Below are 15,538 nucleotides of genomic sequence, written 5' to 3'. Positions count from 1 at the left end.
CGCTTCTGTCAGGCAGAACACGCAGCAGTATGTTCTTCCTCTCATTGCCCGTCAACCCTCTCTGTCGACTTGACATGGCGTGTTCGGTGACCAACGGCCGGTCAGGGGGTTGTCGGCGGCGTCCGAGTGCGCCTAAAATTCGCTGTGCGAAATAAGCATTCCGCAAAGTGGATTATCTCTACTGATTGCGAGACCGCCGAACCATGACCACCACCATCCCGACCGGCCGCCACTTCCTCCAGATCCCCGGCCCCACCAACGTCCCCGACTCGGTGCTGCGCGCCATGGCCGCCCCCACCATCGACCACCGCGGCCCGGCGTTCTCGGACCTGCTCGCCGAACTCCTCCACGACATCAAGCCGGTGTTCGGCACCGCCGGCCCGGTCGTGATCTACCCCGCCTCGGGGACGGGCGCCTGGGAGGCGGCCCTGGTCAACACGCTCAGCCCCGGCGACCGGGTGCTCTGCTTCGAGACCGGGCACTTCGCCACCCTGTGGCAGGAGATGGCGACCCGGCTCGGCCTGGTCGTGGAGTTCGTCCCCGGCGACTGGCGCCACGGGGCCTCGCCCGAGGCCGCCGCCGAGCGCCTCGCCGCCGACACCGAGCACCGGATCAAGGCCGTCTGCGTGGTGCACAACGAGACCTCCACCGGCGTCACCAGCCGGATCGCCGACATCCGCCGCGCGATCGACGCGACCGGCCACCCCGCGCTCTACCTCGTCGACACGATCTCCTCGCTCGGCTCCCTCGACTACCGGCACGACGAGTGGGGCGTCGACGTCACGGTCTCGGGCTCGCAGAAGGGCCTGATGCTCCCGCCCGGCCTGAGCTTCAACGCCGTCAGCGACAAGGCGCTGGCCGCCGCGGAGACCGCGCGCCTGCCCCGCTCCTACTGGGACTGGACCCCCATCCTGGGCGCCAACGCCACGGGCTTCACCTCCTACACCCCGGCCACCAACATGCTCTACGGGCTGCGCGAGGCCCTGCGCATCCTCTACGCCGAGGGACTGGAGAACGTCTACGCCCGCCACGCCCGCCACGCCGAAGCCACCCGCGCCGCCGTCCGCGGCTGGGGGCTGGAGGTCCTCTGCAAGGACGAGCGCGAGTACTCCGGCGTCCTCACCGCCGTCGTCGTCCCCGACGGCCACGACGCCGACCGCATCCGCGACCTGATCCTGGACCGCTACGACATGTCCCTGGGGGCCGGGCTCGGCCGGCTGGCCGGCCGGGTCTTCCGCATCGGGCACCTCGGCCACACCAACGACCTCACCCTGGCCGGCACGCTCGCCGGCGTGCAGATGGGGCTGCGCGCGTCCGGGCTCGACGTCGGCACCGAGGGGATCAACGCCGCGCTCGACGTCCTGGGCCGCCCGGCCGCCCCCGCCTGACCGCAGGCGCGGCCACGCGTGTGGCGAGAACACGGCCCACCCCATCCACCTGCGAAGGACGTCCCGTGACCACCATCGGCACCGAACCAGCCGCGCCCCCGGCGGCGCGCACCGAGATCGAGCGCCGCCTGAGCGCGGCCGTCGACGGCGACGTGCGCTTCGACGACTACACCCGGCACCTGTTCTCGCGCGACGCCAGCATGTACGCCATCACGCCCGCCGGCGTGGTCCTGCCCCGCCACGCCGGCGACGTCGCCGCGACCATGGCCGTGGCCCGCGAGTTCGGCGTCCCGGTGACCGCCCGCGGCGCCGGCACCAGCCTGGCCGGGCAGACCGTCGGCGCCGGGATCGTCATCGACATGTCCCGGCACATGCACGGCATCCTCGAACTCGACCCCGACGCGCGCACCGCCCGCGTGCAGCCCGGGGTCGTGCAGGACGAGCTCAACCGCGCCGCCGCACCGCACGGCCTGATGTTCGGCCCCGACACCTCCACCAGCAACCGCGCCACCATCGGCGGCATGATCGGCAACAACTCCGCCGGCAGCGGGTCGCTGCGCCACGGCATGACCATCGACCACGTCCGCGAACTCCAGGTCGTGCTGTCCGACGCCGCGACCGCCCGCCTGGCCCCGCTGACAGAGGCCGAGTTGCGCGAGCACGCCGCCCGGCCCGGCCGCGAGGGCGAGGTCTACCGCGCCCTGCCCGGCATCCTCGCCGCCCACGGCGACGCGATCGCCACCCGCTTCCCCGACTTCTGGCGGCGCGCCTGCGGCTACCGCCTCGACCGGCTCGCCGACGACACCCCATTCGACCTCGCCAAGTTCGTCGTCGGCGCCGAAGGCACCCTGGTCCTGGCCACCGAGGCGGTCGTGGACCTGGTGCCCAAGCCCCGGCACACCGTCATCGCCGTGGGCCACTTCCACACCACCCCCGAGGCCATCGCCGGCACCCAGGACGCCCTGGCCTGCGACCCCGCCGCCGTGGAGCTGATGGACCGCACCATCCTCGACCTCTCACGGCAGCGCATCGAGTACGCCGGGCTCGGCCGCATCCTCCAGGGCGACCCCGGCGCGCTGCTGTTCGTGTCGTTCTCCGGCGACGACCTGGAGGACCTGCGCGACCGGCTCGACCGCCTCACCCGGCTGTGGGAGGCCAACGGCCACGGCTACCACACCCTCCAGGCCGTCACCCCCGAGCAGCAGGCGTCGCTGCTCAAGGTCCGCAAGTCCAGCCTCGGCCTGCTCATGGCGGCCGGATCGGGCACCCGCCGGCCGCTCGCCTTCGTCGAGGACACCGCGGTCGACCCCGCCCACCTGGTCGAATACACCACCCGCTTCAAGGAGATCCTCGACGCCCACGGCCTGGAGGCCGGGTTCTACGGGCACTGCTCGGTCGGCTGCCTGCACATCCGGCCCTTCGTCGACCTCGCCGCCCCGGGCGAGGCCGAGAAGATGCGCGCCGTCGCCGAGCAGGTCAAGGACCTCGTCACCGAGTACGGAGGGGTGAACTCCAGCGAGCACGGCGACGGCCTGGCCCGCAGCGAATTCAACCGCGAGATCTTCGGCGACGACCTCTACACGGCCATGCAGGAGGTCAAGAAGGCGTTCGACCCCGACAACCTGCTCAACCCCGGCAAGATCGTCGACGCCCCGCCCATGACCGACAACCTGCGGGACGCCGCCCTGCCCGAGCCCGGCCCGCTGCGCACCAAGCTCTCCTTCGACGTCGTGGGGGGCATGCGCGGCGCCGCCGACCGGTGCATGAACATCGGGCTGTGCCGCAAGAGCGGCAGCGGCGCGATGTGCCCGTCCTACATCGCCACCCGCGACGAGGAACACGCCACCCGCGGGCGCGCCAACGCCCTGGTCAAGGCGCTGTCCGAGCCCGACCCGCGGGCCGCGCTGGGCGACGAGCGCCTGCACGAGGTACTGGACCTGTGCCTGATGTGCAAGGCGTGCAAGAGCGAATGCCCCCTCGGCGTGGACATGGCCAAGCTCAAGAGCGAGACCCAGGCCCACTACCACGACGCCCACGGCGTGCCGCTGCGCACCCGCGTCTTCGGCGCCGTGCGCACCCTCTACCGCCTCGGATCGGCCACCGCGCCGCTCAGTAACCTGCCCGGCCGCGTCCCCGGGGCGAGGTGGCTCGTGGAGAAGACGGTGGGCATCACCGCGCGGCGCCCCCTGCCCGCCTTCGCCCGCACCCACCTCGTCCGCTGGTTCACCCGGCGCCGCACCGCACCCCGGCCCGCACCGCTGGGGCAGCTCACCTTCCTCGCCGACTCCTTCACCACCTACACCGAGCCGGGCATCGGCCGCGCCGCCATCGAACTCCTGGAGCGCGCCGGATGGGACGTCCGCCTGGAGTCGCGCGGGTGCTGCGGGCGCTCCAGCCTGTCCAAGGGCCTGGTCGACGACGCCAAGGCCAAGGCCGGCCGGCTCGTCTCCCTGCTGTCGGAGGGCACCGAGCCGGGCACGCCCATCGTGGGCTGCGAGCCCTCCTGCATCCTCACCCTCAAGGACGAGGCGGCCTCGATGCTGCCCGGCGACCCGCGTGTGGCCGACCTGTCGGGCCGGGTCCGCCAGGTCGAGGAGCTGATCACCGAGGCGATCGACGCCGGGCGGCTGCGGCTGCGCGCCGACGCCGGCCCCGCCGGGCGGCGCATCCTCTTCCACGGCCACTGCCACCAGAAGGCCGAGGTGGGGACCGCGGCCACGGTGGACATGCTGCGCCGCATCCCGGGCTCCGAGGTGGTCGAGCTGGACGCCGGGTGCTGCGGCATGGCCGGGTCGTTCGGGTTCGAGGCCGAGCACTACGCGACCTCGATGCAGGTGGGCGCCGACCGGCTGTTCCCCGCCATCGAGGCCGAGCCCGAGGCGACCGTGATCGCCGCGACCGGCGTCTCGTGCCGCCAGCAGATCGGGCACGGCACCGAGCGCGAGGCCCGGCACCCCGTCCTGCTCATCCGGGACTGCCTGGAGGAGGCCCCGGGGACCGCGTGAGGGCTGTGCGCGCCTGCCCGCGCGGGCGGGCGCGCACCGGCCGTACGGGCTCAGCCCCCGGCGCCGGAGAACCGCGCGGCGAGGCCGCGGTGCCGGTCCGCGGCCGTCCGCGCCTCGGCGGGGCCGATGACCGATCCGGGCATGCGGCCCAGGCGTTCGACCTGCTCCGCGAAGCGCAGGTGCGCGATCCGCGCGTGCTCGCGGCAGGCGAGGCAGGTGACGCTCTCGGGCCGTGGCGAGGTCATCGCATAGGGCATCCGCAGCCCGCATCCCGTCGCGACGGTGCCCGGCAGGTCGCCGGCCAGGCCGAACGTCGACGCCGGCACGTCGCGGACGGCGGCGTCGCCGTGGACCGCCGTCGAGTCGACGTGGATGTGCGGATCGTCGCCGCCCATGTGCCCCTCCCTCGGCTGCCCGGCCGCGCCGCGCGCCGGGGCCACCACAGTAGGGCCCGTCCGCGTTGACAGCCGGGGGTGGGAGTGGCTGTAATGGGGGGCGTGCAGCGTGGCGTCCGCCGAAGAGGACGGCGGTCGGCCAAGCGAGCACCTTATATCCGAGGGACGATGCCATGATGAGTCGCGCCTGATCTGACCGCGCCCACGCGCCGTCCCTCGCCTTCCCCGGTGCCTCCGGCACCGCTGTGTGCCATGTGAGACGAGCACACCCGCCCCCCCTTTTTCGAGGGCTGCCCGGCCTGTGCGGCCGCGGCCGAGTGTGCTCGACGCGTGTCCCCATCCCCGGGCGAGGGCCCGTGCGGCTGCCGTGTGCTGTCCGCAGCACCGCTGTTCCACCACCACCGCGACCACGCGGACCCATTCACGCTTGGAGAGTCCATTCCGCATGCCCGAATCCTTCAACCAGTCCATCATCGACGAGTTCCGCGCCAACGGCGGCAAGGTCGGCGGCCCTTTCGAAGGCGGTGACCTCCTGCTGCTGACCACCACGGGGGCGAAGTCCGGCGCCGAGCACACCACGCCCCTCGGCTTCGTCCGCGAGGGCGGCCGGCTCCTCGTCGTGGCCTCCGCCGGGGGCTCCGACCGCCACCCCGCCTGGTACCACAACCTGCTCGCCCACCCCATGGTCCGGGTGGAGATCGGCACCGAGGCGTTCGGCGCGATCGCCGTGCCCGCGCAGGGCGGGCAGCGCGACCGCCTGTTCGCCCACGTGGTGGGCGAGGTGCCCGGATACGCCGATTACCAGGAGCAGACCGACCGGGTGATCCCGGTCGTGGTGCTGGACCGGTCCCAGCCCGAGGAGGAGGTGGACGCGGCCGCCGACCTCGGCGACATGCTCGTGCGGGTCCACACCTGGCTGCGCGGCCAGCTGGACCGCGTCGGGGTCGAGGCCGACGCCTACTTCGCGGCGCGCGCCGCCCACCAGGGGCCGGGCGATCCGCCGCCGCCCGGGCTGGGTCTCCAGCTCCGCCAGCACTGCCTGGCGTTCTGCGAGTCCCTGGAGTTCCACCACACCGGCGAGGACGCGCACATGTTCCCCGGGCTGGAGGAGCACCACCCCCACCTGCGCGACACCGTGGCACGGCTGCGCGAGGAGCACCGTACCGTCGAGCGGATCCAGGGCGAGCTCCTGGCCCTGCTGGCCGACATCGAGGCGGCCGACCCGGGGCGCTTCCGCGCCGAGCTGGAGCTGCTGTCGGTGGAACTGCGCGCCCACCTCGACTACGAAGAGGAGTCCCTGATCCCGGTGCTGGCCGGGATCCCGATGCCGGCGGGGCCCCCGGACCCCGTCGCGGCCGACGGCGCGGAGGTGTGACCTCCGCATGAGCCCCGGCCGCCGGCCGCGTGACCGCGTCGGCGGCCGGGGCGGCGCTCGCCGGGGGCGGCCGCGCCGTACGGCCGCCGCCCGCTGGGGCGCGCCCGCGTCCGCGACCGGAGCCGGGCCGGCCTATCCGGGTGAGGTGACGTGCGCCACTCCCGCGCGTATCCACCGATGGTGATTCCTTCCGATTCATCCTCAGATTTCACGACATTCGCGAATGAATTTCGCAGATGCCATGGGCGTGGATGAAGTAAATATATCGACGCCCGAAACGGTGTCCAGTGGTGCGTATTCCGCCCGAACATGAACAAAGGACAAGAACCCAACGCGTGGTGGGGCGTCCCTTCCGCCGGAGTTGGCCGACTTTCAACATTGGTGATTTCATGGTTCTCTCGTGGCGCGCCGTTTGCCCCGGAGTCCCCAGGGGTACGAGGCTTCCGGTGCAGATAGAGCGCTGTTGTCTCCTTTTATATGTAGGGCCTCCAATGCGGCGATTGGTGCCGACCGGCGACCGGGTGATCCCGTTCCCGGAACCGCGTCGCCGACATTGCGGCACCGTGACGGGAATCGGTGTTACGTGTTCGATCCGCGCAGCCCTCGGTTTTCGCTCTCCCCCTATCAGGCATCCGTCCTGGCGGCGGGGGAGCGGCCGGATACAGGGCATCCCTCCTTGGCCGTCAGCGAGTACATCGCCATTTCCGGGGGGCTCGACCCCGCGCTCTTCGCCGACGCCTTCCAGCGGGCGGCGGCCGACACCGACGCCCTCCGCCTCCGTTTCACGGTGACCGACGGCGCCGTCCGCCGGCACCTCGACCCCGGGCCCGCCCCCGCGCCCCGCCACCTCGACCTCAGCGGCGAGCCCGGCCCTTGGGCAGCGGCCACCGCATGGCTGGAACACGAGGCCGCACGGCTCGTCGCCCCCGCCGACGGCGCCGGCCTCTACCGCCACGCGCTCATCACCCTCGGTCCCCGGCTCCACCTGTGGGCCCACTACGCCCACCCGCTCCTGCTCGACCTCCCCGGCCTCGCCCTCCTGCGCACCCGCGTCGCCGAGGTCTACACCGCCCTGGACGACGGCCGCCCCGTCCCACCCAGCGGCTTCGCCCCCATCGGCGAGATCGTGCGCGCCGAGGAGGAGATCAGGCGCGGCCCCGAGTTCGCCGCCGACCGCGACCACTGGCTGGCCCGCCACCCCCGGCGGACCGCCCCCGCCGCACCCCGCCCGCCCGCACGCGCGCTGATCCGCCACCACCGCACGCTGCCGGTCGGCACGCGCACCGCACTGCGCCGCTCCGCAGCCGACCTCGGCGTCCCCCCGGCCGCCCCGGTCCTGGCCGCCGCCGCCCTCTACACGCTGCGGCTCGGCGCCGAGGGCGCGGCCGTGGTCGGCGTCGTCGCCCCCGGACACGGCCGGTCACCGGCGCACCGCACCCCCGCTGCACTCGCCGCCCTGCTGCACGTGCCCTTCGAACCCGACCCCGGTGCCCCGCTCGCCGACCTCGTGCGCGCCGCCGCCGCCGAGTACGCCGCGGCCGACCGCCACAGCCGCTATGGGGCAGCCGACCTGGACGCCGACCTCCTGCGGAGCGGCTCCGGGCCCCTGCCGCACCCCCTTATCACCCTCGCCACCGACGAACACCACGTCCGCTTCGGCCGCAACCACGGCACCGTCCACGTCCTCAACCCCGGGACGGCCGGAGAGCTGGCGGCCGTCGTGGGTGACGGGCTCTCCCTCTTCGCCGACCCCGACCGCCACGACCCCGCCGCCCTGGCCCTGCACCACCGGCGCCTGCGCACCCTGCTGCGCCGCATCGTCACCCAGCCCGGACGCCGCGTCGCCGAATCGGACGCGCTCACCTGGGCCGAACGCCGCCCCGCGGTGTCCGGCAGGCGACCCGTCCCCCCGCCGCCCGCCGCGCCGGCCGTGCACCTCGTCTTCCAGCGCCGGGTCAAAGAGGCCCCGCACGCCACCGCCGTCGTGCGCGGCGACGAGCGGCTGACCTACGCGGAGCTCAACGCCCGGGCCAACCAGCTCGCCCACCGCCTCGTCGAACGCGGCTGCCGACGGGGGGACGCCGTCGCCATCGCGCTGCCCCGCTCCACCGACCTGGTCACCGCCGTCCTGGCCGTGCTCAAGGCCGGCGCCTGCTATGTCCCGCTCGACCTGCGCCAGCCCGACGCCCGGCTGCGGCTGGTGCTGGCCGAGACCGGCGCGCACACCGTCGTCACCGACGCCGCCGCCGCGCGGCACCCCGCGGCCGAAGGCCGCGACGTGCTCGCCATCGACGGGCCATGGCACGAGGCCGACCCCGGCGCGCCCCCCGTCGACGTCGACCCCGACGACCTCGCCTACGTCATGTACACCTCCGGGTCCACCGGCCGCCCCAAGGGCATCGGGGTCCCCCACCGCGCCGTGGCCGCCCTCGCCGCCGACCGGCGCTGGCGCGGCGGCGGGCACCGGCGCGTGCTCCTGCACTCGCCGCACTCCTTCGACGCAGCCACCTACGAGCTGTGGACCCCCCTGCTCGGCGGCGGGACCGCGGTCATCGCCCCGCCGGGCGACCTCGGCCCCGCGGAGCTGCGGCGCACCATCACCGAAGGCGGGGCCACCGCGGCGTTCGTCACCAGCGCGCTGTTCGACGTCATCGCCGACGAGCTCCCCGACTGCTTCGCCGGGATGCGCGAGGTGTGGACCGGCGGTGACAGGGTCGCACCGCGCTCGTGCCGGCGCGTGCTCGACCACTGCCCCGGGCTGCGGGTGGTGAACGTCTACGGGCCCACCGAGACCACCACCTTCGCCCTCTCCCACCCCGTGCACGGCCCCGGCCTCGGCGACACCGTGCCCATCGGGCGGCCGATGGACGACACCCGCGCCCACGTGCTCGACCGCCACCTGTGCCCCGTCCCCGACGGCGTCGCCGGCGAGCTCTACCTGGCGGGCGGCGGACTGGCCCGCGGCTACCTGCGCGCACCCGGCCTCACAGCGGAGCGGTTCGTCGCCGACCCCTTCGGGCCGCCGGGCACCCGCATGTACCGCACCGGCGACGTGGTGCGCCGCGGGGCCGACGGGGAGACCGAGTTCCTGGGGCGCGTCGACGACCAGGTGAAGATCCGCGGCTTCCGCATCGAGCCCGGCGAGGTCGAGGCCGCGCTGCGCGAGCACCCCGGGGTCGCCCACGCCGCGGTCACGGTGCGCGAGGACCGCCCGGGCGACCGGCAGCTCGTCGGCTACATCGTGGCCGCCGACACCGGGGAGCACGACGGCGGCGACGCGCACGTCCACCAGGTCACCGAATGGCAGCGGATCTACGACGGGCTGTACGGCCCCGCCCCCGACGGCCCCGCCGCCGGCCCCGATGCCCCCCGCGCGCCCTTCGGGGCGGACTTCACCGGCTGGAACAGCAGCTACGACGGCCGCCCCATCCCGGCCGACCACATGCACGAATGGCGCGACGCCACCGTCGACCGCATCCGCGAGCTCCGCCCCCGCCGGGTGCTGGAGATCGGGGTCGGCACCGGCCTGCTGCTCGCCCGCCTCGCCCCCGACTGCGAGGAGTACTGGGGCACCGACTTCTCGGCGCCCGCCATCGACGCGCTGCGCCGCAACGTGGACCGCACCCCCGGCCTGGCCGGCCGCGTCCACCTGCGGGTCGGCGCCGCCGACGACACCGCCGGCCTGCCCGCCGGGCGCTTCGACACCATCGTCGTCAACTCCGTCGTCCAGTACTTCCCCAACGGGGGCTACCTCACCGACGTCCTGCGCCGCGCCGCCGGACTGCTCGCCCCCGGCGGGGCGATCTTCGTCGGCGACGTCCGCGACCTGCGGCTCTCCCGCCTCTTCCACACCGAGACCACACTGCGCCGCGCCGACCCCGTCGACGGCGCGGCGGCGCTGCGCACGGCCGTCGAACGGCACATCGCGGCCGAGCAGGAGCTCATGGTCGACCCCTGCTACTTCGCCGCCCTGGCCGCGGTGGTCCCCGGCCTGACCGGCGCCGACGTGCGGGTCAAACGCGGGCGCCGCCACAACGAGATGTCGCAGTACCGCTACGACGCCGTGCTGCGCACCGCCGCCCAGGGGCCGCCCGGACCCGCCCCCCTCGACCTCGTGTGGGGGGCCGACGTCACCGGCCCCGGCCACCTGGCCGACCTGCTCGCCGAGCGCCCCGCCCCCCACATCCGGCTGGTCGGCGTGCCCAACGCCCGCGTCGCCCCCGCGGCGGCGGCCTGGCGGGCGCTGCACGAGGAGGGCGACGCCGACCTCGCCCGCACCGCCCTGGAGCGGCCCGCACCCGGCGTCCCCGACCCCGAGGACCTGTACGAGGCCGCGCGCCGCACCGGGCACCGGACCGTCGCCACCTGGGCCGGCACCCCCGACGGCAGCCTCGACGTGCACTTCCTCGACCCGCGGGAGGGCCCCGACACCCCGCCCGCGAGCCTGTACCGCCCGCCCGGCGGAGCCGGCACCGACCCCGCCCGCCACACCAACAGCCCCCACCTGTCGCGCCAGGCCGGGGCCCTGCTCGCGCGGGTCCGCACCCACCTGGCCGAGCGGCTGCCCGACCACATGGTGCCCCGCCACATCATGGCGCTGGAACGGCTGCCCCTCACCCGCAACGGCAAGGTCGACCGCGCGGCCCTGCCCGCACCCCGCTCCGGGGCCGTCGCCGACGGCCGCGCGCCCCGCACCCCGATGGAGGAGCGCCTGTGCGCGCTCTTCGCCGAGATCCTCGGCGCCCCCTCGGTGACCATCGACGACGACTTCTTCGACCTCGGCGGGCACTCCCTGTCGGCCACCCGGCTCGCCAGCCGGATCCGCACCGCGCTCGGCATCGAGCTGCCGGTGCGCGCGGTCTTCGAGGCGCCCCGCGTCGCCGACCTCGTGCACCGCCTCGGCGGCACCGCCGCCCGGGGCGCGCTCGCCCCCCGGCCCCGTCCGGACCGGCTCCCGCTGTCCCACGCGCAGGCGCGCCTGTGGTTCCTGTACCGCCTGGAAGGGCCCACGGCCACCTACAACGTCCCCCTGCGCGTCCGGCTCTCCGGACGGCTCGACCGCGACGCGCTGCGCGCGGCGCTGGCCGACGTCGCCGCCCGGCACGAGAGCCTGCGCACCGTCATGGCCGACGACGGCGGCATCCCGCACCAGGTGGTGCTCGACGGGGCGCGCCCGGAGTTCACCTTCACCGAGACCACCCCCGGCGACCTGGAAGCACTCGCCGACCAGGCGGCCCGGCGCCCCTTCGCCATCGACTCCGAACCCCCGATCCGCGCGGCCCTGTTCCGGACGGCCGAGGACGCCCACGTGCTGGTCCTGGTCCTGCACCACATCGCCTGCGACGGCTGGTCCCTGGCCCCGCTCGGACGCGACCTCGCCACCGCCTACGCCGCCCGCACCGCCGGCGGCGCACCGGAATGGCCGCCCCTGCCCGTGCAGTACGCCGACTACACGCTCTGGCAGCGCGACCTGCTCGGCGACGGCCCCGGGAGCCCGGCCGGCCGCCAGCTCGACCACTGGCGCCGCACCCTGGACGGGCTCCCCGAACGCATCGCCCTGCCCACCGACCGGCCCCACCCGCCGGTCCCCGCGCACCACGGCGACCGCGTCCGCTTCGAGATCACCGCCCCGCTGCACCGCGCCCTCACCGACCTGGCCCAGAGCCACGGCGCCACCCTGTTCATGGTGCTGCACGCCGGCTTCGCCGCCCTGCTGACCCGGCTGGGCGCCGGTACCGACATCCCGATCGGCAGCCCGATCGCCGGCCGCACCGACGACGCCTTGGACGACCTCGTCGGCTTCTTCGTCAACACCCTCGTCCTGCGCACCGACACCTCCGGCGACCCCCGGTTCCGCGACCTGCTGGACCGGGTCCGGGAGGTCGCCCTCGCCGCACACGCCCACCAGGACCTGCCGTTCGAACGGCTCGTCGAGGAGATCCGCCCCGCCCGGTCCCTGGCCCACCACCCCCTGTTCCAGGTCATGCTGGCCCTCCAGAACGCGCCCGCGGTAGGTCGACCGCAGCCGGGTATGACCGCCGAGATCGACCTCATGGGAACCGGGACCTGCCGGTTCGACCTGGTGCTCAGCCTCACGGAGTACCTCGACGACGACGGCGCGCCGCTCGGCCTCGGGGGGATCGCCGAGTTCGGCACCGCCGTCTTCGACCGCGCCACCATCGACGCGCTCGTGCGGCGGCTGATCCGGCTGCTCGACTCCGCAGCCGCCGACCCCGGCCGGCGTATCGGGGACCTCGGCGTCCTCGACCCCGACGAACGCCACCGCACCCTGGAGACCTGGAACGACACCGCGCGCGACCTGCCCCGGGTGCCCTACCCCGTCCTGTTCGACAGCCAGGCCGCCCGCACGCCCGGCGCCCCCGCGCTCACCCACGCCGACACCACCTGGACCTACGGCGAGCTGAGCGCGCGCGCCAACCGGCTGGCCCGGGCGCTCATCGCCCGCGGAGCCGGCCCCGAGCGCTTCGTCGCCATCGCCCTGCCGCGCTCCGCCGACCAGGTGGCCGCCCTGCTCGCGGTCCTGGCATCCGGCGCCGGCTACCTCCCGCTCGACCCCGGCCAGCCCGGCGAGCGACTGGGCGGGATGCTCGCCGACACCCGCCCCGTTCTCATCCTCGGCACCGACGCGACCCTGGCCGGCCTGCCCGCCGCGGACGCGCCGGCGGTCGCCCTCGACGACATCGAGGCCGAGGCCGCCGGGCTCCCGGCGACCCCGGTCGCCGACGCCGAGCGGACCACCCCGCTGCACCCGGCGCACCCCGCCTACACCATCTTCACCTCGGGGTCCACCGGACGGCCCAAGGGCGTGGTCGTCACCCACACCGGCCTCCCCGGCCTGGCGGCGGCCAACCGCGAGCGCTTCGGCGTGACGCCGGACAGCCGCGTCCTGCAATTCGCCCCGATCGGATTCGACGGCGCGGTGTGGGAGATCCTGGGCGCCCTCGCCGCGGGCGCCACCCTGGTCAGCGCGGCCGCCGACGAGATCGCCCCCGGCCACGGACTCGCCGGACTCGCGGCCCGCCGGCGCGTCACCCACGCCACCCTTCCCCCGGCGGTCCTGGCCGCCATGGACCCCGCCGACCTGCCGGGGGTGTCGTCGATCATCTCCTCCGGCGAGGAGCTCCCCGGCCGCCTGGCCGCGGCGTGGGCGCCCGGGCGCCGCCTCATCAACGGCTACGGCCCGACCGAGACCACCGTGTGCGCCACGCTGAGCGCCCCGCTGTCGGGCGACGGCCCGCCGCCCATCGGACGGCCCACCGTCGACGCGCGCTGCTACGTCCTCGACGACCGCCTCGCCCCGATGCCGCCCGGGGCCGCGGGCGAGCTCTACGTCGCCGGCCCCGGCCTGGCCCGCGGCTACCTCGGCCGACCCGGCCTCACCGCCGCCCGGTTCGTGGCCGACCCGTTCGGCCGCCCCGGCACCCGGATGTACCGGACGGGCGACCTCGCGCGGTGGACCAGGTCCGGGCACCTGGAGTTCGTGGGCCGCGCCGACGACCAGGTCAAGATCCGCGGGTTCCGGATCGAGCCAGGAGAGGTCGCCGCCGTCCTCGAACGCCACCCGGCCGTCGGCCGCGCCGCCGTCGTCGCCCGCGAGGACCGCCCCGGCGACCGGCGCCTCGTCGCCTACGTCGTCCCCGCCCCCGACGCCGACCCGGCCGACCCCGCGGAGCTGCGCCGCCACGCCGCCGCGCACCTCCCCGGCTACCTGACCCCCGCCGCCGTCGTCCCCCTCCCGGCGCTGCCCACCCTGCCCAGCGGCAAGCTCGACAAGGCCGCCCTGCCCGCCCCCTGCTACGGCCCGGCCACCACGGGGCGGCCCCCGCGCACCGACCTCGAACACACCCTGTGCGCCCTGTTCGCCGACGTCCTCGGGCTGTCCCGGGACCAGGTCGGCGCCGACGACGGCTTCTTCGACCTCGGCGGGCACTCGCTGCTGGTGCCGCGGCTGCTCAGCGGTGTGCGCGACCGCACCGGCGCCGACCTGACGGTGCGCCGGCTCTTCGAACTCCAGACCGTGGCCGCGATCGCCCGTGAAGCGGCGGCCGCCGCCGGGCCGCGCGGTGCGGCCGGCGCCACCCGCACCGACCCCGATCCCGCGGTCGTCCTCGCCGCCGACGCCGTCCTGGACCCGCGCATCGCCATCGCCGCCGCCGGGACGGCCGACCCGGACCGCGGCGCCGACCCCGAGCACATCCTGCTCACCGGGGCCACCGGCTTCCTCGGCGCCGCCCTGCTGCGCGAACTGCTCGACCGCACCCGCGCGACCGTGCACTGCCTGGTCCGCGCCGGCGACGAGGCGGGCGGGGCCGACCGCATCCGGCGCAACATGCTCCGCCACGGGGTCGGCCCCGGGCCGGCGGACGGCGCCCGGATCACCGCGGTCCCCGGCGACCTCGCCCGGCCGCTGCTCGGCCTCACCGAGGAGCGCTTCAGCGAACTCGCCGGACGGATCGACGTCATCTACCACAACGGGGCGCGCGTCAGCGCGGTCGAGCCCTACGCGCGGCTGCGGTCCCACAACGTCCACGGCACCCGCGAGGTCATCCGGCTCGCCGCCCGCGGACGGGCGGTCCCGGTCCACTTCGTGTCGACCGCGGCGGTGGCCGTGTCCCGCAACGACAACCCCGCCGTCCTCACCGAGGACCGCCGCCCGCCCGCCACCGCGGTCCTGCCCAGCGGCTACGTCGCCGGCAAGTGGGTGGCGGAGGAACTGCTCGGCGCGGCGGCCGCGCACGGCCTGCCCGTCACCGTCCACCGGCCCGGGCGGATCAGCGGGCATTCGCTGACCGGCATCGGCGGCACCGACGACACCCTGTGGCACCTCGTCCGCGCCATGGTCATGCTGGGCGCCGTCCCGGAGAGCGCCACCCGAGACGGCGCCGTGGTCGACCTCGTTCCCGTCGACCACGTGGCGCGCATGGTCGTGCGGATCTCCCGGCATCCCGGGGCCCTGGGCCGGACCCACCACCTGACGTGCCCCGACCCGGTCCCGTTCCGCGTGCTCATCGACGCGCTCCGCGCCGGCGGCCACGAACTCCGCGCGCTCCCCGACTCCGGGTGGCGGGAGCTGCTCGCACAGCGGGCCGGCGACCACGCCCCGGGCACCGGCCTGGAGGCGGCCGCGCTCCTCAGCGACGTGCTGCCCACGGTCTTCGCGTTCGGCGGGCTGCGCTTCGACCGGCGCAACGCCGACGCGGGCCTGACCGGCAGCGGGATCGCCGCGCCGGCCGTCGACGCCGGCCTGCTGGCCCGCTACGTCGGCCACCTCACCCGGACCGGCTTCTTCCCCGCACCCGCCTGCGCCCCCGGGGCGACCCCGGCCGCGGCCCGCCACGACCTGTGAGAGGCACG

General features: G+C 75.3%; 5 protein-coding genes. 4 read left to right on the top strand and 1 reads right to left on the bottom strand.

Features of this window, described 5'->3' with window-relative positions:
• The first annotated feature begins 203 nt into the window (after positions 1-203).
• Both ACFO4E_RS20030 and ACFO4E_RS20025 read left to right on the top strand, forming a co-directional pair.
• On the top strand, positions 204-1,388 hold the full coding sequence (locus tag ACFO4E_RS20030) for a pyridoxal-phosphate-dependent aminotransferase family protein (RefSeq protein ID WP_378577024.1): 1,185 nt from the start codon (positions 204-206) through the stop codon (positions 1,386-1,388).
• 65 nt (positions 1,389-1,453) lie between these two features.
• The gene (locus ACFO4E_RS20025; protein ID WP_378577023.1) at positions 1,454-4,393 is read left to right on the top strand and encodes an FAD-binding and (Fe-S)-binding domain-containing protein; all 2,940 of its coding nucleotides are present in this window, start codon (positions 1,454-1,456) and stop codon (positions 4,391-4,393) included.
• A gap of 50 nt (positions 4,394-4,443) precedes the next feature.
• Here ACFO4E_RS20025 and ACFO4E_RS20020 read toward each other — a convergent pair whose 3' ends face one another.
• Positions 4,444-4,788 (bottom strand): hypothetical protein, encoded by a 345-nt coding sequence (locus tag ACFO4E_RS20020; protein WP_378577021.1) that lies wholly within the window; start codon positions 4,786-4,788, stop codon positions 4,444-4,446.
• Between the two features lie 445 nt (positions 4,789-5,233).
• On the opposite strand from ACFO4E_RS20020, the gene ACFO4E_RS20015 reads away from it, so the two are divergent.
• Both ACFO4E_RS20015 and ACFO4E_RS20010 read left to right on the top strand, forming a co-directional pair.
• The gene (locus ACFO4E_RS20015) at positions 5,234-6,163 is read left to right on the top strand and encodes a nitroreductase/quinone reductase family protein (RefSeq protein WP_378577020.1); all 930 of its coding nucleotides are present in this window, start codon (positions 5,234-5,236) and stop codon (positions 6,161-6,163) included.
• Between the two features lie 400 nt (positions 6,164-6,563).
• Complete coding sequence (locus ACFO4E_RS20010; protein ID WP_378577018.1) at positions 6,564-15,530, top strand: amino acid adenylation domain-containing protein; 8,967 nt, start codon at positions 6,564-6,566, stop codon at positions 15,528-15,530.
• The last annotated feature ends 8 nt before the right edge of the window (positions 15,531-15,538 follow it).

This window comes from Nocardiopsis mangrovi, from assembly GCF_042653925.1.
In the GTDB taxonomy this organism is placed as follows: Bacteria; Actinomycetota; Actinomycetes; order Streptosporangiales; family Streptosporangiaceae; genus Nocardiopsis_B; species Nocardiopsis_B mangrovi.
Note: the sequence above shows the minus strand (reverse complement) of the source record. Positions and strands in the feature narration are given on the sequence as shown.